Source organism: Filomicrobium sp., from assembly GCF_025698805.1.
Classification (GTDB): domain Bacteria; phylum Pseudomonadota; class Alphaproteobacteria; order Rhizobiales; family Hyphomicrobiaceae; genus Filomicrobium; species Filomicrobium insigne.
Genome location: NZ_JAILWT010000002.1, coordinates 210,740 through 236,875, shown reverse-complemented (window position 1 = coordinate 236,875; position 26,136 = coordinate 210,740). Strand labels below are relative to the sequence as shown.

The 26,136-nt window shown below is 57.7% G+C and carries 24 protein-coding genes; 13 read left to right on the top strand and 11 right to left on the bottom strand.

All coding sequences use genetic code 11. The features are described 5' to 3' along the window. Nucleotides 1-418 precede the first annotated feature (418 nt). Both groL and K5845_RS04835 read right to left on the bottom strand, forming a co-directional pair. Entirely contained in the window at nucleotides 419-2,071 is a 1,653-nt protein-coding gene (groL, locus tag K5845_RS04840) for a chaperonin GroEL (RefSeq protein WP_046475566.1), read from the bottom strand. Nucleotides 2,072-2,148: 77 nt separating this feature from the next. Next, on the bottom strand, nucleotides 2,149-2,439 hold the full coding sequence (locus K5845_RS04835; RefSeq protein ID WP_046475572.1) for a co-chaperone GroES: 291 nt from the start codon (nucleotides 2,437-2,439) through the stop codon (nucleotides 2,149-2,151). A gap of 465 nt (nucleotides 2,440-2,904) precedes the next feature. On the opposite strand from K5845_RS04835, the gene K5845_RS04830 reads away from it, so the two are divergent. Then, complete coding sequence (locus tag K5845_RS04830) at nucleotides 2,905-3,996, top strand: alkene reductase (RefSeq protein ID WP_287958501.1); 1,092 nt, start codon at nucleotides 2,905-2,907, stop codon at nucleotides 3,994-3,996. A gap of 183 nt (nucleotides 3,997-4,179) precedes the next feature. Further along, nucleotides 4,180-5,346, top strand: coding sequence for an NAD(P)/FAD-dependent oxidoreductase (locus K5845_RS04825; protein ID WP_287958500.1), 1,167 nt, complete (start codon nucleotides 4,180-4,182; stop codon nucleotides 5,344-5,346). Nucleotides 5,347-5,359: 13 nt separating this feature from the next. Here the strand turns inward: K5845_RS04825 and K5845_RS04820 are convergent, their stop codons facing one another. Next, the gene (locus K5845_RS04820; RefSeq protein ID WP_287958499.1) at nucleotides 5,360-6,148 is read right to left on the bottom strand and encodes a bestrophin-like domain; all 789 of its coding nucleotides are present in this window, start codon (nucleotides 6,146-6,148) and stop codon (nucleotides 5,360-5,362) included. A 144-nt stretch (nucleotides 6,149-6,292) separates the two neighbouring features. Between K5845_RS04820 and K5845_RS04815 the strand changes: the two genes are divergently transcribed. From K5845_RS04815 to K5845_RS04800, 4 genes are all read left to right on the top strand, one after another. Continuing rightward, nucleotides 6,293-6,427 carry a hypothetical protein gene (locus K5845_RS04815; protein ID WP_287958498.1) on the top strand — a complete coding sequence of 45 codons (135 nt, stop codon included), beginning with the start codon at nucleotides 6,293-6,295 and terminating at the stop codon, nucleotides 6,425-6,427. Between the two features lie 396 nt (nucleotides 6,428-6,823). Beyond that, nucleotides 6,824-8,527, top strand: a complete 1,704-nt coding sequence (locus K5845_RS04810) for a hypothetical protein (RefSeq protein WP_287958497.1) — start codon at nucleotides 6,824-6,826, stop codon at nucleotides 8,525-8,527. Continuing rightward, on the top strand, nucleotides 8,524-10,227 hold the full coding sequence (locus tag K5845_RS04805) for a hypothetical protein (RefSeq protein WP_287958496.1): 1,704 nt from the start codon (nucleotides 8,524-8,526) through the stop codon (nucleotides 10,225-10,227). Before K5845_RS04810 ends, K5845_RS04805 begins: the two co-directional genes overlap by 4 nt. Before the next feature lie 213 nt (nucleotides 10,228-10,440). Next, a complete protein-coding gene (locus tag K5845_RS04800) occupies nucleotides 10,441-10,794 on the top strand; it encodes a DUF2200 domain-containing protein (protein WP_287958495.1) in 354 nt (117 codons plus the stop codon). 16 nt (nucleotides 10,795-10,810) lie between these two features. Here K5845_RS04800 and K5845_RS04795 read toward each other — a convergent pair whose 3' ends face one another. Together K5845_RS04795 and K5845_RS04790 are read right to left on the bottom strand one after the other, a co-directional pair. Then, entirely contained in the window at nucleotides 10,811-11,266 is a 456-nt protein-coding gene (locus tag K5845_RS04795) for a GFA family protein (RefSeq protein WP_046475586.1), read from the bottom strand. A 75-nt stretch (nucleotides 11,267-11,341) separates the two neighbouring features. After that, the gene (locus K5845_RS04790; protein ID WP_046475588.1) at nucleotides 11,342-12,106 is read right to left on the bottom strand and encodes an SDR family oxidoreductase; all 765 of its coding nucleotides are present in this window, start codon (nucleotides 12,104-12,106) and stop codon (nucleotides 11,342-11,344) included. Between the two features lie 397 nt (nucleotides 12,107-12,503). Between K5845_RS04790 and aptA the strand changes: the two genes are divergently transcribed. From aptA to K5845_RS04770, 4 genes are all read left to right on the top strand, one after another. Further along, nucleotides 12,504-13,835 (top strand): omega-aminotransferase AptA, encoded by a 1,332-nt coding sequence (gene aptA, locus K5845_RS04785; RefSeq protein WP_502814123.1) that lies wholly within the window; start codon nucleotides 12,504-12,506, stop codon nucleotides 13,833-13,835. Between the two features lie 221 nt (nucleotides 13,836-14,056). Further along, nucleotides 14,057-14,692, top strand: coding sequence for a hypothetical protein (locus K5845_RS04780; protein WP_287958493.1), 636 nt, complete (start codon nucleotides 14,057-14,059; stop codon nucleotides 14,690-14,692). A gap of 2 nt (nucleotides 14,693-14,694) precedes the next feature. Beyond that, nucleotides 14,695-15,651: an EAL domain-containing protein gene (locus K5845_RS04775; protein ID WP_287958492.1), complete on the top strand. Its 957-nt coding sequence runs from the start codon at nucleotides 14,695-14,697 to the stop codon at nucleotides 15,649-15,651. A 95-nt stretch (nucleotides 15,652-15,746) separates the two neighbouring features. Continuing rightward, complete coding sequence (locus tag K5845_RS04770) at nucleotides 15,747-16,616, top strand: TIGR01459 family HAD-type hydrolase (RefSeq protein ID WP_287958491.1); 870 nt, start codon at nucleotides 15,747-15,749, stop codon at nucleotides 16,614-16,616. Between the two features lie 54 nt (nucleotides 16,617-16,670). Here the strand turns inward: K5845_RS04770 and K5845_RS04765 are convergent, their stop codons facing one another. Further along, nucleotides 16,671-17,669, bottom strand: coding sequence for an NAD(P)H-quinone oxidoreductase (locus K5845_RS04765; protein WP_287958490.1), 999 nt, complete (start codon nucleotides 17,667-17,669; stop codon nucleotides 16,671-16,673). A 130-nt stretch (nucleotides 17,670-17,799) separates the two neighbouring features. On the opposite strand from K5845_RS04765, the gene K5845_RS04760 reads away from it, so the two are divergent. Both K5845_RS04760 and rcdA read left to right on the top strand, forming a co-directional pair. Further along, entirely contained in the window at nucleotides 17,800-17,985 is a 186-nt protein-coding gene (locus K5845_RS04760; RefSeq protein WP_244466784.1) for a DUF1192 domain-containing protein, read from the top strand. A gap of 367 nt (nucleotides 17,986-18,352) precedes the next feature. Next, nucleotides 18,353-18,901, top strand: coding sequence for a protease adaptor protein RcdA (rcdA, locus tag K5845_RS04755; protein ID WP_046475598.1), 549 nt, complete (start codon nucleotides 18,353-18,355; stop codon nucleotides 18,899-18,901). A gap of 91 nt (nucleotides 18,902-18,992) precedes the next feature. On the opposite strand, the gene rpmE is transcribed toward rcdA, so the two are convergent. Next, nucleotides 18,993-19,217 (bottom strand): 50S ribosomal protein L31, encoded by a 225-nt coding sequence (gene rpmE / locus K5845_RS04750; RefSeq protein WP_046475600.1) that lies wholly within the window; start codon nucleotides 19,215-19,217, stop codon nucleotides 18,993-18,995. 267 nt (nucleotides 19,218-19,484) lie between these two features. Between rpmE and K5845_RS04745 the strand changes: the two genes are divergently transcribed. Next, the gene (locus K5845_RS04745; RefSeq protein WP_287958489.1) at nucleotides 19,485-21,305 is read left to right on the top strand and encodes an ABC transporter transmembrane domain-containing protein; all 1,821 of its coding nucleotides are present in this window, start codon (nucleotides 19,485-19,487) and stop codon (nucleotides 21,303-21,305) included. A 35-nt stretch (nucleotides 21,306-21,340) separates the two neighbouring features. On the opposite strand, the gene K5845_RS04740 is transcribed toward K5845_RS04745, so the two are convergent. The 4 genes from K5845_RS04740 to K5845_RS04725 all read right to left on the bottom strand — a co-directional run bounded on the left by K5845_RS04740 (nucleotide 21,341) and on the right by K5845_RS04725 (nucleotide 26,027). Then, entirely contained in the window at nucleotides 21,341-22,687 is a 1,347-nt protein-coding gene (locus K5845_RS04740) for a polyhydroxyalkanoate depolymerase (protein ID WP_090227688.1), read from the bottom strand. A gap of 330 nt (nucleotides 22,688-23,017) precedes the next feature. Continuing rightward, entirely contained in the window at nucleotides 23,018-24,046 is a 1,029-nt protein-coding gene (locus K5845_RS04735) for a peptidoglycan -binding protein (RefSeq protein WP_046475610.1), read from the bottom strand. 3 nt (nucleotides 24,047-24,049) lie between these two features. Beyond that, entirely contained in the window at nucleotides 24,050-25,087 is a 1,038-nt protein-coding gene (locus K5845_RS04730) for a flagellar motor protein MotA (RefSeq protein WP_046475613.1), read from the bottom strand. A gap of 133 nt (nucleotides 25,088-25,220) precedes the next feature. Next, nucleotides 25,221-26,027 carry an inositol monophosphatase family protein gene (locus tag K5845_RS04725; RefSeq protein ID WP_170832429.1) on the bottom strand — a complete coding sequence of 269 codons (807 nt, stop codon included), beginning with the start codon at nucleotides 26,025-26,027 and terminating at the stop codon, nucleotides 25,221-25,223. Nucleotides 26,028-26,136: the final 109 nt, after the last annotated feature.

The following is a 26,136-nucleotide window of genomic DNA, read 5'->3' as shown; positions in this document are numbered from 1 at the left end:
GCTCGCGCATAGCGCCACTATAATGGTGGTTCTCCAAATATGATCGCATGCCATCGGACGCGTTCGGGCTCGGGGCAAGGGGGCTCGCGCGCGCATGTTCCTCAAGTCGCTCAGCACGTAATTTCTCCGGGGCATAATGTTTTTTTGTGCAGACCTACAGCTGTGTGCTGCCTAGGTCCCCGCTCCTGTCATAACCGCTGTTGACGGTCTTTTCAGCTGGCAAACCACGGGCCGGATTGTGCGGTGCCGCGGGGCGCTGGCATGGCAAATTTGTGGCGTTCTAGTGAAAACTGGATCTCGACCCGACGACAGTGGGGTGCGTGAAGATCAACATCGCGTGAGAAAAAAAATGGCCGTCCGCAAGAGGTTCCTGCGGACGGCCAAATCGTAATGGCTCAGAAAGTGAGCGGGGATGGACTTACATCATGTCCATTCCACCCATGCCGCCCATTCCACCCATGCCGCCGCCGCCATGGCTGTGGCCAGCGTCCTTCTTCGGAGCCTCAGCAACAGCAGCTTCGGTGGTGATCAGCAGGCTGGCGATCGAAGCGGCGTCCTGAAGTGCGGTGCGCACAACCTTAGCCGGGTCGATGATGCCCTTTTCGAGCATGTCGCCGTACTCGTCGTTCTGGGCGTCATAGCCGAACGACTGACCGCGAGTTTCGAGCACCTTGCCGACGACGATGGAGCCTTCAACACCAGCGTTATCTGCGATCTGGCGGATCGGAGCCTGCAGTGCGCGGCGAACGATCTGGATGCCAGCTTCCTGGTCCTCGTTGTCACCTTCGACGTCGATGGCTGCGGATGCCTTGAGCAGCATGACGCCGCCGCCAGGAACAACGCCCTCTTCAACGGCTGCGCGGGTCGCGTTCAGTGCGTCGTCAACGCGGTCCTTGCGCTCCTTAACTTCGATTTCGGTCGCTCCGCCGACGCGGATGACAGCAACGCCACCAGCCAGCTTTGCGAGACGCTCTTGGAGCTTTTCACGGTCGTAGTCGGACGTCGTTTCCTCGATCTGTGCTTTGATCTGCGAAACGCGGGCTTCGATGTCCTTCTTCTTGCCTGCGCCGTCAACGATCGTGGTGTCATCCTTCGTGATGGTCACGCGCTTAGCACGGCCCAGCATGTCGATGGAGACGTTCTCGAGCTTGATGCCGAGGTCTTCGGAAATCGTCTGACCGTTCGTGAGGGTCGCGATGTCCTCAAGCATGGCCTTGCGGCGATCGCCGAAGCCGGGAGCCTTGACGGCAGCAACCTTGAGGCCGCCACGCAGCTTGTTGACGACGAGGGTCGCCAAGGCTTCGCCTTCGATGTCCTCAGCAATGATGAGGAGAGGCTTGCCTGTCTGCACAACCGTTTCGAGAACGGGGAGCAGAGGCTGGAGACCGGAAAGCTTCTTCTCGTGAATGAGGATATAAGGATCGTCCAGTTCGGCGATCATCTTCTCGGCGTTCGTGATGAAGTACGGCGAGAGGTAACCGCGGTCGAACTGCATGCCTTCGACGACGTCGAGTTCGGTTTCGAGCGACTTGGCTTCTTCAACCGTGATGACGCCTTCGTTGCCGACTTTCTGCATTGCTTCAGCGATCATCTCGCCGATTTCGATTTCACCGTTTGCGGAAATGGTGCCGACCTGGGTGATTTCGTTCGAGTCTTTGACCTTCTTTGCCTTTTTGCCGATGATTTCGACAACCTGGACAACGGCCTTATCGATGCCGCGCTTCAGGTCCATCGGGTTCATACCAGCGGCAACCGACTTCAGGCCTTCACGAACGATAGCCTGTGCGAGAACGGTGGCGGTGGTGGTGCCGTCGCCAGCGATGTCGTTCGTTTTGGAAGCGACTTCGCGCAGCATCTGTGCGCCCATGTTCTCGAACTTATCTTCGAGTTCGATTTCCTTAGCAACGGTGACGCCGTCCTTCGTAGTGCGCGGTGCACCGAAAGACTTTTCAATGACGACGTTGCGACCCTTGGGGCCGAGCGTGACCTTCACCGCGTTGGCGAGGATGTCGACGCCGCGCAGCATGCGCTCGCGGGCATCTGCCGAAAAGCGTACGTCCTTAGCAGCCATGTTTGCTGTCTCCTGGAGAGTTTGGTCCGGAACAGGCCGGAGGAATTGAATTCAAAATTTGAGGAGGGACCGGGCGCTTACTTCTCGATAACGCCCATGATGTCGCTTTCCTTCATGATCAACAGCTCAACGCCGTCGACCTTAACTTCGGTGCCCGACCATTTGCCGAACAGCACGCGGTCACCCTTCTTGACGTCGAGGGCGATGAGTTCGTTGTCATCACCGCGGGTGCCTGGGCCGACCGCGACGACTTCGCCTTCTTGAGGCTTTTCCGCGGCGGTGTCAGGGATGATGATGCCACCTGCAGTCTTGGTCTCGCTGTCGACGCGCTTTACGACGACACGATCGTGAAGAGGACGGAATTTCATATTGCGGAGGCTCCGTTTGCTTTGAAGCGGAACTCTTCAATGAGAGTTCAAAAAACGAAAAATGCGGCACGGCCTACGCCGTCCGGTCAACCCATCTGGGTGACGCTGTTAGCACTCACTTGCTTTGAGTGCCAGCAGGCGTGCCGTGAATAAGGGAGGCTGGGGAATATTGTCAAGGGCTTTGGCCGCAAGATTGCAGCTTTAATGGCCGTCTACCTGACGATTATGCCGATTTGAGGCCTAAGCTCGTAGAGGACAAGTTCGGTAAGGATGAAAGCTTAATTTTTTCCAACCTGGGAACGGTCGCGCCGCCGCCGGGCATTTGCTGTTCACGGTTATTCTATTGTTCGGTATCATTGAACTAAAGAACCAGCTTCCTACGTCCCTCGGTGGCGAGACGTTCGTGGGCCATCCCGCGAGTCATCTTGCCGGAACAGTTTTTAGAACCAGCCGGGGATGAACACGATGGCTTCAGATGTCCTTTTCACGCCGACCCAACTCGGCGCATTGAAACTCAAGAATAGATTTGTCATGGCGCCCCTGACGCGCTCTCGTGCCAATGAGATGGGTGTGCCGGCAGATTTTGCGACCGAATATTATGCTCAGCGCGCGGGCGCAGGCCTCATCATTACGGAAGCGACCCAGGCCTCATTTCAGGGGATGGGCTATCCCCGGACGCCGGGACTACATACCAAGGCCCAGATGGTGCGCTGGAAAGAGATCGTCGATGCGGTGCATGGCGCAGGATCGAAGATTGTCAGTCAGATCTGGCATGTCGGTCGTGTCGCAGCTGCTGCTAATCGCGGCGTGAAAGCCGACGTGGTGGCGCCGAGCGTGGTGCCTGCTCCGGGGCAAATTTACACCGACGCCAGCGGCTTCGTCGCGCACGACGTGCCAAGGGCGCTCGCGACGGATGAGATTGGTGCAACCGCCAAGGAGTTTGCGACGGCGGCGCGTCATGCCATCGACCTCGGTTTTGACGGTGTCGAGGTGCACAGTGCCAATGGCTACCTGCTGCATCAGTTTCTCTCCACCAATGTCAACAAGCGTGCGGATCGTTACGGCGGTTCTATTGAAAACCGTATTCGGATGCCGCTTGAGGTTATCGACGCTGTGATCGCCGAGGTTGGATCCAACCGTGTCGGGGTGAGGGTCAGTCCGGGCCACCAATTCAATGGCATCGAAGAAGACGAGATGGTGCCCCTTTATGAAAAGTACATCGCCGAACTTGATAAGCGTGACCTTGCTTATCTGCATGTGATGCGGCCGACTGCGAACACGGTCGAGGAAGATGTGGTGGCGCTGGCGCGCGGATGTTTCAGCGGTCCGATGATCGTGGCTGGAGGATACGATGCGGACAGCGCTACGGCTGTGATCGCGGAAGGGACGGCGGCTGCCGTTGCGTTCGGGCAGAGCTTTATTGCCAACCCCGACTTGCCGGAGCGTGTGCGCCGTCGCGCGGCTCTCAACGCGCCGGATGAAGCGACGTTCTACACGCCTGGCCGCGCCGGATATACGGACTATCCTGTGCTCGCCGCAGAGGAAACTCGGGCCTGAAGACTCATCTCTCATGGCGCGTGACCCTAGGGCTTTCCGCTTGTTTGTCGAAACGCGGAAAGCCCGTCTCATTACCTCCGCTTGACGCAGAACGGCCATCATCGAGCCCCACTCTTTTCGCGTATACCGCGTAATTTCCTTCCATCGTCGCTTGATCGACAACGTCTGGATGGGAGATCCGCCATGTTGCCTGCCGCAGCGTCCTATGACCTCGTTATCGTCGGGGCCAGCTTCGCAGGTCTCGTCGCAGCGCGAACGGCAGCGATGCGCGGCCTCAAGGTGGCGGTGCTTGATGCCAAGCACGGCGCGGGCCATCGCGTGGCGACGACCGGCATCCTTGTCAAAGAAGCTGTCGAGGAAATCGACATCCCGCATGCGCTGACCCGTCGCGTCTATGGCGTCCGGCTCTACGCCCCCAATCTCAAGCACGTGGATCTTTTCGCGCCGGGATACTTCTTTCTGACGACCGACACGGCGAACCTCCTGAGGTGGCTGGCCGACGAGGCGCAACGGGCGGGAGTGCATCTGCTCTGGAAGACACGTTTTGAGGGCGCGGCTCGCGAAGGCGACGTCTTCCGGCTGAGTAACCTCAACATCTGCGCCCGTTATATTCTGGGGGCTGATGGATCGCGCTCGGCCGTTGCCCGGCACTTCGGGCTGGGGCGCAACAGCCGCTTTCTCACCGGTGTCGAGTATGAGTACGAGGGGCTCTGCGATATCGACCCGCGCTTCCTGCACTGCTTTCTCAACTCGGAGATCGCTGCCGGCTATCTGGCTTGGGTCGCGTCCGCGCCTACCGTCGTCCAGGCGGGTCTCGCCGTCGGACCCGGGCGGCGTCCCGACGTAGGAAAGTTCCTGAACTATACGGACCGCATTTTTCAATTCGGCAAGGCGCGCCTGGTGGGGCGTCGTGCCGGGCGCATCCCGTGCGGTGGATTGGTGCAACCGTGGGCCGGGAATGGCGTTATGCTCGTGGGGGATGCTGCCGGCATGGTGTCGCCCGCGACGGGCGGCGGCATTCGCCTTGCCTTCCACTTCGGGCGTCGCGCCGGTCAGGTGATTGCCGACCATCTCCTGCATATGGGGCCTGCTCCTGATGTTGCGCTAGCGCCGGAGTTGCCAAGCTTTTTGCTCAAGCGTGCGATGCGCTTCGGCCTCGATCAGCAACTGCCCAACTCATTGATCTCGGCGGCGCTTGGCACATCGGCCATGCGAACCTTCGCGCAGCAGGTCTTTTTCCATAAGCGCGGCGCGAAGGGCGTCACCTTCTCTGAGTTCGAAGAGCGCTTGGCGCGGCTGTCTACGTCCATTGCTTCAGGCGCAGAGGCTGCAGTTTCGCAGGGGAAATAAGTACCTGGGACGTTTACGGGTTTACCTTAAACCCCTCGAGCGTCCAGTCATAAACGGCGGTACCAGTGCGAATTGACCCGATTCTTGGGGCGCTGATGTCAAGTATGACAACGATGACTGCTGTCCAAACAGCTATCAGAATGCCGACAAGAAGGTGGGTCTTTTGCCCCTTTAAACCGAGCTGATAACCAAGCGCGCTCACCGAAATTAGCGCGAGCCCGATCAGCAGCCAGAACATTTGCGGTGGGTACTTTGCTTCGTGAGCGAAGCGTTGGGCGGTGCTCATGTCAAAAGTGTCATTGAGGGCTTGCATCAGTGCGGCAACGATTGGGTCGGTGCGCTCGCGCGAGATAGCGGCCATATCTTCCCAGATCTCAGCCTGCAGGTTCGATGTGCGTTTGTTACTTTCTTCAAGTTCGGCCGACTGCCGATGGGCTTGCTGAAAGCGCTTGCGCTCACGCGTGTATTCCTCGAGCCGTTTGGCGATCTCGTGTCCGCGCGGGTGATCAATTGCTTGGGCTCGCAGCCAAGCCGTACCTATTGCGTTGGCCTCCTCCAGCGTTGCGTGCCGCCGTTCCGCAAAACGCGTATTCGCATAAGACAGAGTGAGCGCCAGAACGAACGCAAGTAGGCCCAGTATGCCACCGACGATGAACCCGACGCCTTCAGCATCTCCACTAGAGTTCGCACGTTGACGCTGACCGAGCCGATATCCAGTGACGTAGGCAATAACTTCAACGACAAACAATAAGAGCGCAAAGACTAGCAGACTCCAATCCGCCAACTGCGCAATTAATTCCATGGCCGCCCTCTACTGATCTGCATTTCGCAAAAGCGTCAAACGAGCAACGTGCGAGGATAACACGAGCGGTACGTTCATTCCGAGTGCAAACTTCGAACGTTTCCCCGAGGCGCGCGGTTTTGACGAGGGGCAGGAAAACCGCTCATGGGCGAACCACATGCGCTGGGCATTGTGGAAACCTTCGTCAAATCCTTCGAGGGTTATCCTGCGCGTGAGGCGAGTTTTGACGCGAGTACCTCTGGTATCGTCGAGAACATGATGGCGCCAAGTTCGCGATAGTGGCGAGGCTGTCTACGTCCGTTGGCTAGCGTTTTTGGCAGATTCGCGATGCGAACCTTCGCGCAGCAGGTCCTCTCCCATGAGCGCGGGGCCAAAGGTGCCACCTTCTCCGAGTTTGAGGAGCGCTTGGCGAGACTTTCAACGTTCATTACTTCAGGAAATGGGGCTGCGGTTTCGCAGGGGGAGTAGGGGTGTACTTGGCATTATCCTCGGTCAATGCGTTGCCGACTCGCTTGATGCCAGCAGACACGTTGAACTGACTCTATCAGCATAGCAAGCGGGGCGCTTGATTGCGGCAAATGCGCTGAAAAGTCATCATGTGGTGTGTTGCGTTTAAAAGAATCACCGATGGAAGGCAGCCAATGCGAATTAGATTTTCGTGCGAAAGCATAAATCATGCCGATTGATCTGCAGTCCATCGAGGCTCGGTTTCGCGCCGGCATGCTGCTTGAGAGCATCGAGTGGGGAGGGTCCGATGGTGCGGCTTTACTTGACGCGTGTGTGCAGCGGCACAACGAAGGTCGGATCGATCTGATCGCCCTCATCGAGGATGGTTCCCATGCACGGCTATCCCGGCAAGATTTTTTTCCGGTGGTGGACTTCTACTGCAGGGCAATGCCGCGGCTCGAGAATGTTCAGGTGTCGCGGATGCTCGCATGCGTAGCGAAGCTTGTGGAGACGGGAGGCGAAGACCTGGCCGCGAATATGCCGAATACCGCGCTCATAGCTTGGTGCGCAGCGGATCCCGCCCGCGCGGACGAAATCATCAAAGATGCGCGGTGTGGCGATGCGCTCGCGACCGCTCACCTAGCGTTTGCGCTGCAGGCCAAGGAAGATCTTCCACTCGCGCGCAAGGTAGTTGCGGAATTCGACGATAAGCGGCGCCTCTCAGCGCTGACTGCGCTGTCCAGATTGCCACACGATAATGTGTCTGACCGGTCTGCGACAGTCGCCATGTTGGCTTCGGTGCTGACGGCTAGCGGCGACGACGTTCTTCGCGCGCACACCGTTAGTGCTGTGGTACGAATCTTCGAGAGCGGAGGTGTGCAGCTGACGCCCGAAGCATTGACTGTTCTCGGAAAGGCCCTTGCCGGCGGCGGTGACCTCACCCTTCGTGCAGCGGTTGCCGCACTTCTCGAAGCCACAAGATGTATTAATCCCGACCTTGTTCGACTATTGTTGTCGGCTCTACTCCGTGTCGACCCGAGCAACAAGGGAACTATCGACTGTCTCGATACGGCCCTCTATCAGCTTTTTCGCAAGAACTTCGGAGAGCAGGCGGTTACGTTTGTCACTGACCTAGTTGTGCATTTGGACGGAGCGATAGCACCGGATCAACTCAAAAGTTTCGCGGTGGCAGTGACCGATGATGCACCGTTGCTCGGCGAAATGGCCGTAAAATGGCTTCTGTCGGCCAACCGGCATCTCTGCGAGGCGCTTACGGATATCGTGCGCAAGCAGGGTCGCAAAGATGCACCGATGACGATTGATTTCAATGCGCTCGACCTAACCGAGCAGCAAATCTATTTTGTGTGCCGCAAGGCCGTTGGCTACCTATTTCTCCAGCCCCTCGTTGCTGGATCGCTGCTTGTCTCGGCGTTGCGCACTGCACAGGGTGAGCTCGCAAAAATGATCCAGGATCTTCTGTTCGATCCGATGTTGGTCAACTACGGCGGCGCTATGCGCCAATATCTCGAGGGGATTGAGACTGCTGACGCAGCGCATGACCACGTGAAGGCGGTTTTGGCGCGCGCGGATAACTATCTCACTGGTCTTGAGCAGGCCGGAACGATCAAGGAGCTGCATCCGTCAGGGTACCGTCGGCAGCTTGAGCGCATCCGCATGATTGACTTCAACAGGGAGGTGGCGAAGAAGGCGCAGAGCCAGTCAATCCTCTGGACGCTCGTGCATCGCTCCACGCTCTTACACGGTAACCGACTGGTCACGCTCGTCGAGGAAGCGGAGGGCGTGACGAGGACGATCGAAATGGATCTGAAGACTTTCGAGCATAGCGTCGAGTGGCCTCGTATGGAAACGGTCGATCCAGTCGGTCTCGACATGATTCTGCGCGTGTTCCGGGGGGAACGGATGGTATCATGAAGTTGATTCTCAGAGAATATCTGGCTTCCCTGCGCGAGCGGGAGGAGCTTGATGCGATCTTGCCCGACCTGCTGTCCGAACTTGGCTACACCGTCTATTCGCGCCCTGGTCGGGGGACGACGCAAAATGGTGTTGATGTGGCGGCGCTGAGTCCGTCCGTCAATGATGAGCGCAAAGTTTACCTGTTTGTCATCAAGAAAGGCGATCTCACGCGCCAGGATTGGGACGGCACGCCCCAGGGCGTGCGAAGTTCCTTGAATGAGATTCTTGACGTCTACATCCGCAACCGTATTCCGGCTCGCTATACGAAGCTGCATGTCATCATCTGTCTGTGTATGGGCGGGGACATGCAGGAGCAGGTGCGTGATAACTTTGAGGGCTACGTCAAGGACCATTCGAACGAACGGGTTAGTTTTGAGGAATGGAACGGCGACAAGCTTGCTAGCTTGCTTCTCGAAGGTATCCTCCGCGAGGAGATCCTACCGCGCCCGCTTCGCTCCGATTTCCAGAAGGCGGTAGCGTTGCTCGACGAGCCCGAGGTCGCGTACAGGCACTTCGCGAAGCTTGTCGTGCGACTGCGTGAGGCTGCCGGAACGAGTGCCAAGCAGCGTGTGCGTGCTGGCCGGCAGATCTACATCTGTCTTTGGGTGCTCTACGTTTGGAGCCGCGATACTGGAAATCTGGAGGCACCCTACCGGGCGAGCGAGTTGGCCGTACTTAACGCCTGGGAGCTACTAAGGCCGCTTATCGGAAACCCGGGAAAGGAGCACCGCGCGCTTGTGCGCGTCTTTAATCAGCTGATCCAAGTGCATCTGATCATCGCGTCAGAGCTGATCGACAAGAAAATAGCACCGGCGGTTATGGCCCGCGACGCTCTTGCGATGGCGGTTGCGTCGCGAACCGCAGTTGATGTCAGCTTGAAGTTGTTCGACATGCTCGGGCGTGTTGCCATGACGGGACTGCTGCTCACTTGGATTGTCGGGAGGCAGGACAAGGATGTCGTTGAGCGGATTAGGGAACAAGTGACACGCCTGCTTGATGTTGGCATGTCGATGATCGAGAGTAATGGCGCGCTGCATCTGCCGCTCTGCGATGATCAAGTAACAGATATAACCCTCTTCCTCCTTCTCTGCCTGTGGGGCGGGGAGATCGATGGCCACCGCGTGCTACGCTGGCTTGAGACGATGGCCGATCGTCATGATTTCTGCGTGCGTTTCAACGGCCGCTATCCCACCTGTTTCACGGAGTACACCGACTTGATCGAGCATCCGCGGGATCGGGCGCAGGGGTACTTTGAGGAGGCGACAGCAGGCAGTACGCTGGTGCCTTTGCTGGCGATGTGGACGCGTGCGCTCGGACGCCCCGATCTTGCAACACGGATGGCGCGGATGAGCGAGGACAAGCTCGAGCACTGCACTATGCAGCTATGGACGCCGGACGCGGATTCTGAGGTGCACCTCTATGTCAACTCAGGCATCCACGGTAGCTCGGTCACAGACCTGCCTATCCGGGAGGAAGGTCGCGATCTCCTGGAGAGAGTTGCCGAAGCTTGCAAGAGTGTAGGTGGCCACGCTGAACTTTCCGCGATCCAGACGGGCCACTGGCCGGTGGTGCTAATGGCGTGCCGCCACTGGCGGCTGCCGGTTCCACCCGATATCTATGTGTCGGCCTTACAGTCGATTGAAGCCGAGCGATGCTGACGTTGCGACTCGCTGACAAGGTGATTAGGCCCGCCTCTGGCGCTTCTTGGAAAAGGCCGGGATCAGCGAGGCCGTTGCGAACCTCTGTCGTAATCTGCGTCGCTTCAAAGATGCGGCTGCCTTTGTCAGAGGTTCTCCCATAACCCTCAAGCACAGAGTACACCCTCAAGTACAGAGTACAATTGAACAACGGGAGCCCAGGAGTAGCAACGCATGGCGAAACACCGGATCTATGAAATGAGCTTCGCGAGCGTTTATCCGCTTTATGTTGCGAAAGCAGAAAAGAAGGGGCGCACGAAAGCGGAGGTCGATCAGATCATCTCCTGGCTGACGGGCTATGGCCAGAAGGAGCTTCAGGCTCAACTGAAAAAGCAGACGGACTTCGAAGCGTTCTTTGCTGAGGCTCCCAAAATCAATCCGTCGCGCGCCTTGATCAAAGGCGTGGTTTGCGGTGTCCGCGTGGAGGATATCGAAGAGCCGACCATGCGTGAAATCCGCTACCTGGACAAACTCATCGATGAGCTGGCGCAGGGCAAAGCGATGGACAAAATTTTGCGGAAGGAATGATCCCGAGCGCCGCGTTTCACTGGTCGGCGGTGAACGCATCCAGAAGGCGCTGGAAGTCTTCTGGCGGTGGAAAACCTTCGTAGCTATAACGCGCGGGTGTTTCCACCCATGGCAGCTTCTCGGCTGTCATCGTCTCAATGAAGGGGCGGCTCCAGTTCGAATCATCGAACATCGTGGGGCGGACGTTGACGATTTCGGCCATGCCGACAATGCGTGTAAACATCCATGTCTTGCAGTCGGGACAGAAGTAGTGATCGAGTTGCGGGCCCTTGATGCCACCCTTCTCCGGTTCACCGGCTGTCACGCGGAAAGCTTGCGCCGGGACCATCGCTGTCAGGGAATAGGCGCTGGCGCTCATTCGCTGGCAGCCCCGGCAGTGGCACGCCGACGTCATGATGGGAGCTGCCGCGATCTCAATGTGGACGTTGCCGCAGCGGCACTTACCGGCAAGTGGAAATTGGGTGGTGTTCATCGATTTGGCGTCGTCCTTTCGTCCGTTAGCCAAAACGGGGGCCTTCTCGGAGATGGGTCGGGAACAGCGAGGCCGTTACCGGCCCCCTGTCGTGATCTGCGTCGCTTCAAAGATGTGGCCTGAAAGGCGGTTGCCTTTGCGGGAAGCGAGATACAAGGCGAGCGCGGCAACGTCCGGCTCTCCCATGTCCGACCATTCGTCGTCGTCATATTGGAAGGGGTCGACGGCCTTCGGCACGACTGAATTAATCCGGATCGCGTTGTCAGCCCACTTCGTTGCTTCCTGCCGCGTATAAGCTGCGATGGCGGTGCGCAGCATGCCGAGCAGCATGGTCATGCCCGGGTCGGTTGTTTGGGGCATCGCGATGACGTTGAGGATCGAGCCCTCGGTCAGGGTCAGGCGCATCCGGTTCGCTAGCACATGGCTCATGCGCGTCATGGCGGAAATCTTAGCTGCGATCGCATTCTCGATGTCCTCGAGATCAGTGCAATCGGCGAAGTCCTCACGGCTGACGGAGATGAGGTTGATCACGGTATCGAGGCCGCCAAAGGCTTTCTGCGCGGGGCCCTGGGTGAACACAACGGCGCCCTTCGCGTCCGCCGCGTCCGGGTCCGTAAACAGCCGAAGGTCCGCCGCCGATTGGTTCAGCAGCGTTGCGATCTCATCAATTTCAGGAGTTTCTTCAGCCGCACGTACGACGAGGCGGGCACTATGGTCGGCGAACGCACGCGCAATGTCGATACCGCACGAGCCACTCAATCCCGTAATCAGGACACGTGCCCCCTGCAACTCAGGATAGACGGCGTCCAGATGCAACTCGTCAACAACACTCATCAACATAGGGCTGTTCTCCTCCGTGATACGCCAGGACTTTTAAGAGTGCGCCCAGGCGTGACCATAGCACGCCGATTCGGCTAACGAGATCTAAATGAGGGGACGATTCTGGGCGGGCCTTGGCCACGGCGTGGCACGAATTGGGCAGAGGCCTGAGAATTGTCCGGCTGTATTTGCCTCGGCGGTTCAGAGAAGCCGGTAGGGCCCGCAAACACTGGCGTTACGTGAGGCTGACGGGGGCGTGTGTCGTTGGATCATGACGACGAATTAACGGTGGATGGGTATTCCGCTAAGATCGCATATCCCACTTATCGTCATACTGCTAATTTCGATCCAAGATATTGAAGTGGGTGGATTTGGCGGCTCATGCCGTCCGCTTTCGTAACTCTCATGGATGATACGTGTGGCAGAGCACTTGAAGAATGAGCCGAGCGATCTTGCGGCCTATTGGATGCCGTTCACGGCAAATCGTGCATTTCAGCGCCGTCCGCGCATGGTCGTCAGTGCCAAAGGCATGCACTACACGACGAGCGACGGCCGTCAGGTCATCGATGCGACCTCGGGGCTTTATTGCGTCAACGCCGGGCATGGCCGCGAAGAGATCGCGGCGGCGATCAAGGAGGCGGCTTACCGCCTCGATTATGCTCCAGCTTTTCAGTTCGGGCATCCGCAGGCGTTTGAGCTGGCCAATCGGCTGACAGCGCTCGCGCCGGTGGGGCTGGATCACGTCTTCTTTTCAAATTCAGGCAGTGAGGCCGTGGATACCGCGATGAAAATCGCGCTCGCGTATCACCGGCAACGCGGAGAAGGCCAACGCACCCGTTTTATCGGGCGGGAGCGCGGGTACCACGGTGTCGGGTTCGGCGGCTTGTCGGTGGGTGGTGTGCCCGCAAACCGGCGGGATTTTGGGACGCTGCTCCCAGGTATCGATCATCTCCGGTGTACGTATGACCGGGAGCATCAGTCGTTTGCTATAGGTGAGCCGGAGTGGGGCCGTGAACTTGCCGATGAGCTTGAGCAACTCGTTGCGCTGCATGGCGCCAGCAATATCGCGGCGGTTGTTGTCGAGCCGATCGCGGGGTCGACGGGGTGCCTGCCGCCGCCCAAGGGGTATCTGGAGCGGCTGCGCGAGATTACCAAGCGTCACGGCATTCTTCTGATTTTCGATGAGGTGATCACGGCGTTTGGCCGCACGGGATATGGGTTTGCTTCGGAGCGGTATGGGCTTACGCCAGACATCATTGCCTTTGCGAAGGGCGTGACGAACGGTGCCGTTCCGTTTGCAGGCACGCTTGTGTGCGGGGATATCCATGCAGCCCTGATGACCGGACCGGAACACGCGCCTGAGTTCTTCCACGGATATACGTATTCCGGTCATCCTCTCGCGACTGCAGCGGCGATGGCGACGCTCGATATCTATCGCGATGAGGCGTTGTTCGAACGTGCCAGCACATTGGAAGAGGTGTTTGCGGACGTGATGATGGAAATGCAATCCATGCCCATCGTTCTCGATATCCGCCCGATCGGATTGATGTGCGGCATCGATATTGAGCCATCAGCGCGTGGTCCGGGCGTGCGCGGTTATGAATTACTGCAACGGGCTTTCCATGATCACGATCTTTATGTGCGCGTAATCAACGACACGATGATCGTAGCACCGTCGCTTATCGCGACAATCGACGAGCTGACGGACATTCGCGACCGGGCGCTTGGGGCTTTGAAATCTCTCTCCTGAGGTCAAGAGTAGAGCTTGGATTGCTAAATGCTCGGAAAGTGGTCTGTAGGCCGCATGAGTGTTGCACTTCCGCCAATCGACGCTGTCACGTAGCGCAAAGGTCGCCGCTAGTTAAAGAAATCTGGTGACAGGGTTGATTAGGAGCGTTGCCATTTTTCACAGGTCTTCCGATGCTTCTAAGCAAGCGAATCGGAATTACGCGGTCGATGAGGCCTCAGGTTATGGAAGTGACACAGCAAGGAAGAAGGACCAGGCCGGCCGGCAAAGGGCGGTTTGCGGAAGCCCTTGTTCTCGTGTCTATGGCGCTGTTTACGTTTGCGTTGGGCACTGCAGCGCATCTGCACGGCGGTCTGGATGTGTGGACGTCACTTACGATGTCCGTGGTGATTCTCATTTGTTTGATGGCGCTGCACGCGATCGTGCGCGGGCGCAGGGCCGTCTATGCGATGAAGTCGCAGATTTCCCAACTGGAAGATCAGATTGAGCAGTTGGGCGCCAACTCAGTGGATGTGGTTCTCGCAACGCCAACCCCAGATTTTCGGCGAAACCTGTTGGTTCTCCACCCCGGCTTCGGCGCCGGGGTGATGGCGCGCCCGTGGATCGTCCGGAATTTGGCACAGCTGACTTTGCATTGCCGGAGTTTGCATCACGGCCAGAGCCACGCCGGGATAGTCCAGGTCATGGGGTGCGTGGTCATCAGCCCGTTGTGCCGCCCCCCTTATCGGCAGATTTGGCCAAGCCGCCTCCCATGCGCAATTCTCCTTCTCTCTCCTCTGATGATGGAAAATCGCGCGCGGCCGGGTCGTCTGACTTGGCCGCGTCGACGCCAGCAGTCCGTGCGCGGGAAGGCGACGTAGAAATGCTGCAGGCGATGATCAAGAAGCTTGCGGACGAGGTAAATGCTGCAGAAGCCGCGAACGGTGGTTTTGGACGCCGGCGTTCGGAAGGAGCCGTGAACCAGTCCGTCGATGCCTTGAAATCGGCAGCAAACTCGATGCGATCTACGGATCAACCTGTGCGTGGCGGAGCCCCTGCGGGCCGTGAGGTGCGTATTCAGTCGATTAAAGATGCTTTGGTGGCCGGCCGGGTTGATGTTCTGCTGGAGCCGATTCTCACCCTCAAGGACCGCAAGCCGCGTCATTTCGAAGTGTCCCTGAGGCTGCGCGATGAGCGCGGTGACGTGCTGGACGTCTATGACGACCGTGACGGTTACGCGGGCCGCGCCATTCTGCCGATTATTGATCGGGTCAATATTGAGCGGACGTCTCAGGTGGCCTTGCAACTTGAGTGCCGTGGACGGCAAGGATCGCTCTTTTCGAAGATCAGCGGCGAGTCCCTCAACGCGGACAAATTCCTGGACGGCGTCGAGAATGCTTACCGTGCCCGTGAGAACTTTTCCGGTCAGCTGGTTATGACCTTCTCGCAGGCCGATGTTCGTGCCTTCGGAGAACGGGAACGCGCGACGTTGGCTGATCTGGCCAGTCTCGGGTTCCGCTACGCGATTGGGTCTGTCACGGACCTCGATATGGATTTCGCGGAGCTCAAAGCTATCGGGTTCGACTTTGCCAAGCTTGATGCAAGTGTATTTCTCGATGGCTTGATGGCTGGCGAGACGCTTATTCCGGCTCGGGATATTTGCCGCCATTTGGCTGACATCGGGCTTACGCTCGTAGTTGGCCGGATTGACGACGAGCAGGTTGCCGCCCGCATCTTCGGCTTCGGCGTTCTGTTTGGCCAAGGCCATATGTTTGGCGGGCCGCGACCGGTGAAGCGCGGCGCGCTCGAATCCGGGAAGAACGGTCACGTCGCGGCTTGATCTTTATTGCAGTTCCAGGCTAGTGCGGTGGCGGCTTTTGTCGTCGCCGCACTCTGCGCGACGTGTCTTCTCCAAGTATCTCCGGTAACAGCTCTATGACAGCCTCCCCTCATGCGTCGATCTCTCTAATCAGATCGATCGAGCCCCTTGCTGCTGAAACGGACGCATGGCTCGTCGACATCTGGGGTGTCATGCACAACGGCGTTACGCCCTATGCGGAGGCCGTCACTGCGTGTCAGAATTTCCGACACCAAGGCGGGCTGGTACTGTTGTTGTCGAATTCCCCACGGACGATGGAGGGGGTTCAGGCGCAGCTCGATCAGATTGGTGTTCCACGCAATGCCTACGACGTGATCGTTACGTCGGGCGACGCGACACGACACTTGATCGAAGCGTTCGGTTCAAAAGGGATCTTCCATCTTGGACCCGAACGGGACCTTGGCCTCTACGGCGGGCTCAATGTTCAATTGGTTGACGCGGAAAGCGCTGAGGCCGTCGTTTGCTCCGGCTTGTTCGACGATACGAGTGAAACTCCGACTGACTATGCGGAGCTGCTTTCTGGTCTTGCGCAGCGTACGCTTCCGATGGTGTGCGCTAATCCCGATGTCAGGGTCGAAAGGGGTGGGCGTATCATCTATTGCGCAGGCGCGTTGGCGAACGCCTATGAGGAACTCGGCGGAGACGTGTCCTATGCCGGAAAGCCATTTGCGCCGATCTACAGTATGGCTGAGGAACGGCTTGCTGCGCTCAAGGGTCATCCGATCGCGCGGGACCGTTTGCTTGCTATCGGCGATGGCGTGAAAACGGATATCGCCGGTGCCGTCGCAGCAGACATCGCAGCGGTCTACGTTGCCAGTGCCGTGCATATGGTAAGGGGAGCGGTTTTGGATGCCGCCCAGCTCGAAACGTTATTTCCCGATCCTGCTGCCCGACCTATTGCAGCTATGACTGAGTTGCGCTGGTAGGCCCCCGTTGGGAGGGGCCACGTTTGCGACCCTCCACCTAGCTTATAGCGCCCGCTACACCGTCAGGACGACTTTGCCGATGTGTTCGCCTTGGTCGAGGCGCGCATGGGCTTTGCTTGCTTCGTTGAGAGGGAAGGTCGAGTCCATGACGACCTTGATGCTTCCGTCAGCCAATAACGGGAGCACGTTTTGTTCGAGGGAACGAGCAATGCGGCTTTTGACGTCAGTTGGGCGTATCCGAAGTGTGGAGCCGGTAATCGTCAGACGCTTCAGCATGACCCGCATGAAATCAACTTCGGCCTTTGATCCCTTCTGATAGGCAATATTGACGAGGCGTCCATCGTCTCCAAGTGAGGCGATGTTTTTGGCGATGTAGTCACCGCCGACCATGTCCAAGATGACATCGACGCCGCGTTTGTCCGTGACAGTTTTCACGACACTGACGAAGTCGTCCATTTTGTAATTCACCGCGGCATCCGCGCCGAGCTCGCTGCAGACTTGGCATTTGCTATCCGATCCCGCTGTGGCGATGACCTTCGCACCAAAGGCTTTGGCGAGTTGGATGGCCGTGACACCGATACCGGATGTGCCACCGTGGATCATGAACCATTCGCCGGCCTTCAGTCCGCCGCGTTCGAAGACATTGTGCCAGACCGTGAAGAAGGTTTCTGGCACGGCGGCGGCTTGGATCATGGGCAGGCCGTCAGGTATTGGCAGGCATGTCGCCTCCTCGGCAAGGCAATACTGCGCGTAACCGCCGCCGTTGAGCAGCGCCATGACTTTGTCGCCGGGCTTGAAGTGATGTGTGTTCGGGCCAAGGGCCACCACCGTACCAGCCGCTTCAAGCCCAAGGGTCTCACTGTGACCCTTGGGGGCAGGATACAAGCCCTGACGTTGTAAGAGATCGGGGCGATTGACGCCTGCCGCCTCAACCTTGATCAGCACCTGCCCTGGGCCTGGTTCCGGTGTCGGCATCGAGTCTAGCTTCAGAACCTCGGGACCACCCTTGTCGCTGCAGTTGATGAAGTTCATGGATTGCGGGATGCCGGTCATGCTGTGGTCCTTCGCGGTTCATTTGGTCTTTTCAATTCTCCTGGCAGGAATGCCCGAGCGCGATGGTTGAGGCAAGCCTTGCGGCATGCCAGCATGATGAGCCAGCAAGTCGCGCGTTATGAAGGAGGCGATGATGGATTGGGATGAAGCACAACGTCGGCCGGTCGAGGCGTTCAAACAAGATCTGACAGCACTTTCGATCGATGAACTTCAGGCGCGGATCACAGCACTGGAAGAAGAAATCGTCAGGGTTCGGACGGAGCTTGAAGTTAAGCGGGCGCACGAACAGGCGGCGAGTGCCATTTTCAAAAGCTAGTCGGAGTATGCTTATCGTGGGGGGTAGGTGAAAATTGAGGATATGGTAAAGCAATCGTTAGCAACGACTGACCTCTCAATTGAGTGATTACAGATAGTATCAATTTCGAACTCAGCGTTAGGCAGTTGTTAGGTATGGGGTGCCTATAGTTTGGCGCATCCAGTGCTTCTGGATTGAGTGGTACTGTCCACTCTGTTTGACGCCTCCCTGTTGACTTTTTGAGCCGCCCTTCGAGCGGCTCATTTTTTTAATCCACTCACATTTTTTGAGCCTGCCGCTATTTTGGCGCGGTTGTTAACTATGGCCTCACTACGTTTAGCGTTATAGTGACGTCATCAATTTGTAACTGGTTGTGTCAGAGTGTGTCATGAGCAACGGCCCTTATGCGTTCGATGCTGCTGAGTCCAGCGGCGTGACGGTCCTCTTTGGAGAGAAGTTTCAGGCTTCCCAACAGTTCGACCAAGTGTTCCGGCAAGGTATGAGGCTCGTAGAAGAAGCCGCTGCTTATCTCGACGGCGCTGGACGCATTGATGCCAAGGCTCTCAAGGGTACGTCCACGGTACTTTACGCGACCGAGAGCATGCGCCTGACGACCCGTTTGCTTGACCTTGCATCATGGCTTCTGATCCGCCGCGCGCTGAAGGAAGGTGAGATTTCTCCCGAAGATGCGCGCAAGAAGCGTAGTCGGGTGAAGCTACAGGCTGTTGGTCGCCCTCAGCACACAAAGGGCTATGAGAATTTGCCGGAAGGCCTGCGCAATCTGATCGAAGCGAGCTTTGCTTTGCACGATCGGATTGTCCAGCTGGACCGTGCTATGGCGATGGACACGGCGGAAGCCGAAGCTGAAGAGGATGTGATCCCGGCCAATCCGGTGATTCAGCAGATGTCACGGCTCCGCCAAGCCTTCGGGAACTGATTTCCCAGTCGTACTCGCTATTAAATTAAAAAGCCCGGCAGCTTTTGCTGCCGGGCTTTTTGTTGAGTGGTGTCTTCAGACTTGCGCAGTCTTAGAATAGGCCGTCGAACTTCTTCTTGAAGCGAGACAGGCGGCCGCCACGGTCCGTGAGCTTTTGGTCACCGCCGGTCCAGGCTGGGTGCGTCGACGGGTCGATATCGAGGGCAAGCGTATCGCCTTCAGCACCATAGGTCGAATACGTGACGAACTCGCTGCCATCCGTCATGACGACTTTGATCTGATGGTAATGCGGGTGAAAATCGGGATCTTTGTTCATCGGTCTAGTCCAAATGTTCGCAGGCGCGGCATCCCAAAATGGGAGCTGCAAGGGCCATAGATCGGCATTGCTCAGGAAATTCGTGGGTCTTCATAATCCTTATTGCGGCCGTGCACAAGTCGTCGTTTGTGACGGCGACATGACGTCACCTGCGGCGCATGGGAGCTCACGGTACTTGAGATCAGGGAGTTGGTCGGGCATATCTGCATAAGTAATTAGGTATCTGGGGGGCAGCTTCTGGCTGCAGACGTCCGCCGGGCGCGAAAAATGACAGGCTATGCCGACGTGACCAAGACACAAACAGAGCAGGATGGCGAAGCAACCCGGCGACGCTCGCTCAAACCGCTTCTGGGTCTGAAACCCTATCTTCGGCGATACAAACTTTTCCTCATCCTTGCCTGTGTTGCTCTCGTGGTTTCCGCTTTGGCGACGCTGAGTGTGCCGCTGGCTGTTCGGCGGATGATTGACCACGGCTTTGGCGGCGCAGATGGCACGCTTATTGGTCAGTATTTTGCGATGCTGATTATTATTGGCGCGGTACTTGCCGTCGCCAGTTCAGCGCGCTTCTACTACGTCAACTGGCTGGGTGAACGTGTCGTCAGTGACCTGAGAGCGGATGTCTTTGCGCATTTGACCAAGCTTGGCCCCTCCTTCTTCGACCGTTCTCATTCGGGCGAGGTCATGAGCCGGTTGACGGCCGATACTACGCAAATCAAGGCGGCGGCCGGGACTGCACTTAGTCAGGCAGCTCGAAACACCATCATGCTGATCGGTGCATTGATCATGATGATGGTCACGAGCTTTCAGCTTTCCTTACTCGTACTTGTTGCCATTCCAGCGATTGTTGTGCCGCTGGTGGCCTATGGTCGGGTTGTTCGCCGCCTGTCACGTCAAGCGCAGGACAGTCTCGCTACCGCGTCTGCATACGCGGCGGAGAACCTGGGGGCCGTCAAAACGATGCAGGCCTTCGGCCATGAGACCGAAGTCGCCGGGCGCTACTCCCAGGAAGTCGAGGCCTCTTTCGAAGCCGCGCGCCAAAGGCTCGTTGCCCGCGCTGGCCTGACGGCGCTGGCGATCCTACTGGTCGTTGTCAGTGTTGTTGGTGTGTTGTGGTTTGGCGCCAGCAAGGTTGTTTCAGGCGAATTGAGCGGCGGCACGTTGGGACAGTTCGTCCTTTATGCGATCTTTGCCGGCGCGGCTTTGACGGCATTGTCAGAAGTTTGGGGTGAGATCAGTCAGGCTGCGGGTGCTGCGGAGCGCTTAACGGAACTCCTGGCTGTTCAACCTGAGATAAATTCACCGGCGCAGCCTACGCCGCTTGTGACACCGGCACGTGGTGACATTGCCTTTGAAGGGGTCAACTTCTCGTATGCGGAAGGTGGGGCCGATGCCACGCTTCGCGATATCAGTTTGAGCATTTCGGCGGGTGAAAATGTTGCTCTCGTGGGGCCGTCGGGTGCTGGAAAATCAACGATCTTTTCTCTGCTTCTGAGATTTTATGATCCGTCGTCCGGGCTTATCAAAGTCGATGGCGTGGATATTAAGACGGCTTCTCTGACGGAGTTGCGGCAGCGGATGGCTTTGGTCCCTCAGGACACTGCTCTGTTTGCCGATACGGTCGCAGCGAATATTCGCTACGGGACACCTGATGCAACGTTGGAGGCGGTCAAGCGTGCGGCGATCGCTGCCCAGGCTGATGAATTTATTCAGGCGCTGCCGGGAGGTTATGACGCGCAGCTGGGCGAACGGGGTGTTTTGTTATCCGGTGGTCAGCGGCAACGCATCGCGCTCGCACGCGCGTTCTTAAAAGATGCCCCGATCCTGCTTCTCGATGAGGCGACGAGCGCGCTCGATGCGGAAAGCGAGTCCGCAATTCAGCGTGCACTGGAAGGCATCATGGCGGGCCGCACCACGCTCGTCATCGCTCACCGGCTCGCCACCGTAAAGAAGGCTGATCGCATTCTCGTTCTTGACGAGGGGCGCATTGTGGAAACCGGTCGGCACCGCGATCTTATTGAGGCCGGAGGGCTCTACAGCCGGCTGGCATCATTACAGTTCGAGGGGCACGAGGCCGAAGCGGCCGAGTGATGTAGCGCTGTGGTTCCCTAGGGGGCTTGAACGCGTCAACTTTGCTTTGCTTCTGTCACTACTTCTTCGTTTCCATCCCACTCGATGACGTCTTCACGGATGTCCTGCAAGCTCCGATAGGGCAATCCGACACCCGTTGAGGTGCGGCGCTTAAACTCGGTTGTGCGAATGAACTCGCGAATGCGGGGCTGGATTTCGGTTCTCCAGCGCGTGCCGTTGAAAACGCCGTAATGGCCGACGCCCGGCTGAACGTAGTGGTAGCGCTCATCCGGAGGGATCGAACTGCACAGATCGTGAGCCGCCTCGGTCTGTCCGAGCCCCGAGATATCGTCGCGTTCGCCTTCCACGGTGAGAAGCGCGGTGCGTTCAATGGCGCTGCAATCGACAGTCCGACCGCGGTGCTTCATCGTGCCCTTCGGTAGGCCGTGTTCCTGGAAAACTGTTTTCACAGTCTGCAGATAGAACTCGGCGGTGAGGTCCATCACAGAGAGATATTCCTCGTAGAAGGTTCTGTGCTGGCGGACGGAGTCGCAGTCCCCCTTAACCAGGTTCTCGAACAGCTCGAAGTGCGCTTTCGTGTGCCGCTCCAGATTCATCGTCATGAAGCCGGAGAGCTGTACGAAGCCAGGATAAACCGGCCGCATGAAGCCTGGATTGGGAAAGGGAACGTATGAAATCACGTTCTGCTCGAACCAGTCGATCGGCTTTTCTTCCGCGAGCTTGTTGACGACTGTTGGGTTGCGGCGCGTGTCGATCGGGCCGCCCATCAGAGTGAGCGTCAACGGCTGGATCGGGTCGTCATCGGCGGCCATGAGTGCCGTAGCGGCAAGAGCTGGAACGGCAGGCTGGCAAACGCCAAGGACGTGGGTTTTGGGGCCGATGAAGTGGATGAAGTCGATCAGATAATCTATAAAGTCGTCGAGGTCGAACTTGCCTTCAGTAACAGGGACTTCGCGGGCATCGATCCAATCGGTGACGTAGACATCATGCTCGGGAAGCATGGCTTCGACCGTGCCGCGCAGAAGCGTCGCATAATGTCCAGACATCGGTGCGACGATCAGCACCTTCGGATCATAACGCTTGCCGGCCTCCGACGGGTCCCGACGGAAATGTACGAGATTACAGAACGGCTTTGAGAGGACTACGTCGATGTCGACGGGTACCGTCAGTCCATGAATTCTGGTCGTTTCGATAGCCCACTCCGGCTTACCGTAGCGGCGAGTGACGCTTTCGAACACGTCAATGGCGGCTGCGGCAGACTTACCGAAGTGTGTATAGGCTAGAGGATTGTAGGGGAGCTGAAGCTGCAGCTTCATTCCCTGCGCCAGAGCGCGCCACGGCGAAAGCATCGCATGCGCAATCTCGTAGGCTTGGTAGTTCATCGCGGTATCCTTCGAGTGTCGTGTGCAGCATTGCCGTTCGCATTGCGCACTGCACAATAAGATAGTCTTTTCCGCTAAATTTTTCGACTCTTCCAGCCATTCCTTGCGAAATATGACAAAACGATAACGCAGTTGCAGACACCGGGTATGCGACGAAAGCGAATGAAAGTTCAAATTTTTAGTTAAGTGTGGCAGCAAAGTACGGTGGTTAGTGGCCTGAATGTGCCACTTGCAACCGTATACGGCCCATCTGTTGCAGTGCGGAAAGGCCGATATAACGGCACTTACGGCAGGTGCACGGTAAGCCTCAGACCTCTGGCAACCGCAGGTTTAGCGGTTGGTTAGCTTCAACTCGATGCGACGATTCTTGCGCATAGATTCGAGGTCTTGGCTCGTTTCGATGGGTGCAAACTCGCCATAACCGGCTGCAACGAGTCGCTTTGGCGAGACGCCGCGGCTTACGAGATAGCGCACCACTGAAATGGCACGCGCGGTCGAAAGCTCCCAGTTCGAGGGGAATTGAGCGGTTGCGATCGGCTGAATGTCCGTATGACCGTCAACCTGTAGCGCCCAGTCGATTTCGCTGGGAATTTGGCGCTCAAGTTCCTTGATGGCGGAGGCTAGCTGGTCCATCGCAGCCAACCCCTCGACGGACATGTCTGCGCTTCCCGAAGGAAAGAGTACTTCTGATTGGAATACAAAGCGGTCGCCGACAACGCGGATATCTTTTCGGCCTGCCAGCAGTTCACGTAGGCGTCCGAAGAAATCCGAGCGATAGCGTTTGAGCTCCTGCACCTGGCGGGCGAGGGCTGCGTTCAAGCGTTCGCCCAGATCCTTGATGCGGTCCTGAGACTGGCGGTCCTTTGCTTCGCTGGCTTCGAGAGCATCGTTTAACGCAGCGATCTGTCGGCGCAACGCGAGAATTTGCTGATTAAGAAGATCAATTTTTGCGAGGGCTTCGGAAGAGATATCTTTCTGATTTTCGAGGTCTTCGGTTAGGGAAACGATTTTGCCCTGAGCAAGTTTTGCTGCTTCATCGCCGGATAGCGCAGAGCCGCTCAGTTTCTGGTTTTCTTCCTGCAATGAGGCAAGGGTCGCTTGCAGAGCTGCAAGTTCGTCCTCGGCTTGTTTGGTGCGGCCCTTCTCAAGGGACAACAAGTTGGTCAGTTCCGCGATCTGCAGGTTGAGGCGTTTGAGAGCGGTGTCCTTGCCCGTTACTTCCTGTGTTGCGAAGAACTGCGCCAGCATGAAGATGGACATCAAGAACGTCATGACGAGGAGCAACGTCGACAGGACGTCAACGTACCCAGGCCAGAACTCAGAATATTCGGCTCCGCGTCGCCCGCGCCCGTGCGCCATGGTCTAACCTTTCCGGCGGCCCAGGTTCTGTGCCAGTTCGCGTAGAGAGTCTGTGACGAGGGCCTGCTGGGATGCCTGCTCATCCACCCATTCGCGAACCACTTTCTGTTCGGCCCGCATCTGGTTCACGAGTTGATTTACGCCCCGTGCGAGTTCCGCGACTGTTTCCTCACCCGCTCCTGCCTGCTGTACGATGCCGCCATTCTGGCTCATTCGCTCGTTGAGCTCTTCGAGCACGCGCTGCATATCGTAAAGCGTTGCTGACAGTTGGCGGTTGACGGCGTCTGCGCTCGTACCGGGGGTCAATTCCGTGATACCCGACAACCATTCTTCCAACTCGTTGTAGAACCGGTTGTGCGCTTGGCTGGCCTGTAGCTCGAGGAACCCCAGAACGAGGGAGCCCGCAAGACCAAGCAGTGATGACGAGAAGGCCGTTCCCATGCCTTGTAGTGGCGCGACGAGACCCGCTTTGAGGTCGCCGAATAACTGACCGGTGTTTTCCGCGCCGGTGCTTATGGTGCCAATCGCGGTGCCGACGGACTTGATCGTTTCCAGCAAACCCCAAAAGGTGCCGAGCAGGCCGAGGAAAATCAAAAGGCCGACAAGATAGCGTCCGGTGTCGCGGGCTTCATCAAGACGAGAGCCGATCGAATCCATGATTGAGCTCATGGATGCCGTTGAGAGCGAGAGTGACCCGGTGCGGTCGCGCAGCATCGTCGCCATAGGCGATAGAAGGCGCGGCTGGTGTGAAATTGAAATTCCGGGATCGGCAATCCGGAATGCATTCACCCAGCGGATTTCGGGATAGAGCCTGATGACTTGGCCGAAAGCGTAGAAGATACCGAACACCAGCACGGCGAGGATCAAGCCGTTCAGTGCCGGATTGTGCATGATCGCTTCAAGGAGCGGCTGGTAGAGGATGGCTCCGATGAAAGCCACCAGAGTCAGGAATATCAGCATCCGGATCAAGAAGACGCCTGGCGGTGTCAGTGATCGATGCAGTTGCGCGGAGCCGTATTCCGACCTTCGCTTCTTTGCCATCTACAAGTCTCCGCAGTTTCGGCCTGTCGATGCGGCGGACCTTATCCTACCCTCTTGCCTGCGGAAACGGGCAACATCGTGCTCAGATCTTCTCTGACGCCCGGTTTTCGCGAGATACACACCGAACTATGCTTTATACGGCAGTATCCTGTGCCGACTGGATTACAGGAAGCAGTTCTTTTGCCAGCGTGCCGTTTGTTGCGAGGATATGACCGTTTTCCAACATCTGATCGGCGCCTGACAGGTCGCTTACCAATCCGCCTGCCTCGCGTACCATGACGATACCGGCCGCCATGTCCCACGGTTTTAGGTTGCGCTCCCAGAAAGCATCAAAGCGACCGGCCGCGGTCCACGCAAGGTCGAGCGCGGCTGATCCGGTGCGCCGAACGCCGGCAACATGCTCCATGGTGGCGGTCAGTTCCCGGCGGAAGAGTTTGTGGCCCGGACGGCCACGGTGCGGAATTCCAGTGGCGACGACTGTGTCGTTCAGGTTGCGCCGCGCAGCTACGCGCAGCCTGCGCCGATCGTTGAGGAAAGCACCTTTGCCTTTTTCGGCCGTGTAAAGTTCGTCTGAGATTGGATTGTAAATGAGGCCCGCGACGAGCTGACCTTCCCGTTCCAGCGCGATGGAGATCGTGAACAAGGGAATGGAATGGAGAAAGTTCGTTGTTCCATCCAATGGATCGACGATCCAGCGATGTGTTTTGTCGACACCTTCGACGAGGCCGCGCTCCTCCATCAGGAACCCGTAGCCAGGGCGAGCTTTGAGGAGCTCCTTATAAATGATGTCCTCAGCGCGGTGGTCGGCGGCTGAAACGAAATTGGCGGGCCCTTTGACCGAGACCTGAAGCTGCTCGACCTCACCGAAGTCGCGCGACAGGCTACGCCCGGCCTTGCGTGCGGCGGTCATCATGACATTCATCAGGGCAGATGCGGGCATTCGATTTAATCCAGGCGAATGAAAGAGGCGCACGCAATATGAGGGAGCAGCGCGGCTAGGGCCGGCGCGCACGATCACGTGCTGATCAGAAACCTGTCGAACTGGTTCG

Excerpts from the sequence above, each read along its gene's own strand:
- groL (WP_046475566.1), bottom strand. The coding sequence starts at position 2,071 with ATGGCTGCTAAGGACGTACGCTTTTCGGCAGATGCCCGCGAGCGCATG.
- K5845_RS04835 (WP_046475572.1), bottom strand. The coding sequence starts at position 2,439 with ATGAAATTCCGTCCTCTTCACGATCGTGTCGTCGTAAAGCGCGTCGAC.
- K5845_RS04830 (WP_287958501.1), top strand. The coding sequence starts at position 2,905 with ATGGCTTCAGATGTCCTTTTCACGCCGACCCAACTCGGCGCATTGAAA.
- K5845_RS04825 (WP_287958500.1), top strand. The coding sequence starts at position 4,180 with ATGTTGCCTGCCGCAGCGTCCTATGACCTCGTTATCGTCGGGGCCAGC.
- K5845_RS04820 (WP_287958499.1), bottom strand. The coding sequence starts at position 6,148 with ATGGAATTAATTGCGCAGTTGGCGGATTGGAGTCTGCTAGTCTTTGCG.
- K5845_RS04815 (WP_287958498.1), top strand. The coding sequence starts at position 6,293 with ATGGGCGAACCACATGCGCTGGGCATTGTGGAAACCTTCGTCAAATCC.
- K5845_RS04810 (WP_287958497.1), top strand. The coding sequence starts at position 6,824 with ATGCCGATTGATCTGCAGTCCATCGAGGCTCGGTTTCGCGCCGGCATG.
- K5845_RS04805 (WP_287958496.1), top strand. The coding sequence starts at position 8,524 with ATGAAGTTGATTCTCAGAGAATATCTGGCTTCCCTGCGCGAGCGGGAG.
- K5845_RS04800 (WP_287958495.1), top strand. The coding sequence starts at position 10,441 with ATGGCGAAACACCGGATCTATGAAATGAGCTTCGCGAGCGTTTATCCG.
- K5845_RS04795 (WP_046475586.1), bottom strand. The coding sequence starts at position 11,266 with ATGAACACCACCCAATTTCCACTTGCCGGTAAGTGCCGCTGCGGCAAC.
- K5845_RS04790 (WP_046475588.1), bottom strand. The coding sequence starts at position 12,106 with ATGTTGATGAGTGTTGTTGACGAGTTGCATCTGGACGCCGTCTATCCT.
- K5845_RS04780 (WP_287958493.1), top strand. The coding sequence starts at position 14,057 with ATGGAAGTGACACAGCAAGGAAGAAGGACCAGGCCGGCCGGCAAAGGG.
- K5845_RS04775 (WP_287958492.1), top strand. The coding sequence starts at position 14,695 with ATGCTGCAGGCGATGATCAAGAAGCTTGCGGACGAGGTAAATGCTGCA.
- K5845_RS04770 (WP_287958491.1), top strand. The coding sequence starts at position 15,747 with ATGACAGCCTCCCCTCATGCGTCGATCTCTCTAATCAGATCGATCGAG.
- K5845_RS04765 (WP_287958490.1), bottom strand. The coding sequence starts at position 17,669 with ATGACCGGCATCCCGCAATCCATGAACTTCATCAACTGCAGCGACAAG.
- K5845_RS04760 (WP_244466784.1), top strand. The coding sequence starts at position 17,800 with ATGATGGATTGGGATGAAGCACAACGTCGGCCGGTCGAGGCGTTCAAA.
- rcdA (WP_046475598.1), top strand. The coding sequence starts at position 18,353 with ATGAGCAACGGCCCTTATGCGTTCGATGCTGCTGAGTCCAGCGGCGTG.
- rpmE (WP_046475600.1), bottom strand. The coding sequence starts at position 19,217 with ATGAACAAAGATCCCGATTTTCACCCGCATTACCATCAGATCAAAGTC.
- K5845_RS04745 (WP_287958489.1), top strand. The coding sequence starts at position 19,485 with ATGACAGGCTATGCCGACGTGACCAAGACACAAACAGAGCAGGATGGC.
- K5845_RS04740 (WP_090227688.1), bottom strand. The coding sequence starts at position 22,687 with ATGAACTACCAAGCCTACGAGATTGCGCATGCGATGCTTTCGCCGTGG.
- K5845_RS04735 (WP_046475610.1), bottom strand. The coding sequence starts at position 24,046 with ATGGCGCACGGGCGCGGGCGACGCGGAGCCGAATATTCTGAGTTCTGG.
- K5845_RS04730 (WP_046475613.1), bottom strand. The coding sequence starts at position 25,087 with ATGGCAAAGAAGCGAAGGTCGGAATACGGCTCCGCGCAACTGCATCGA.
- K5845_RS04725 (WP_170832429.1), bottom strand. The coding sequence starts at position 26,027 with ATGCCCGCATCTGCCCTGATGAATGTCATGATGACCGCCGCACGCAAG.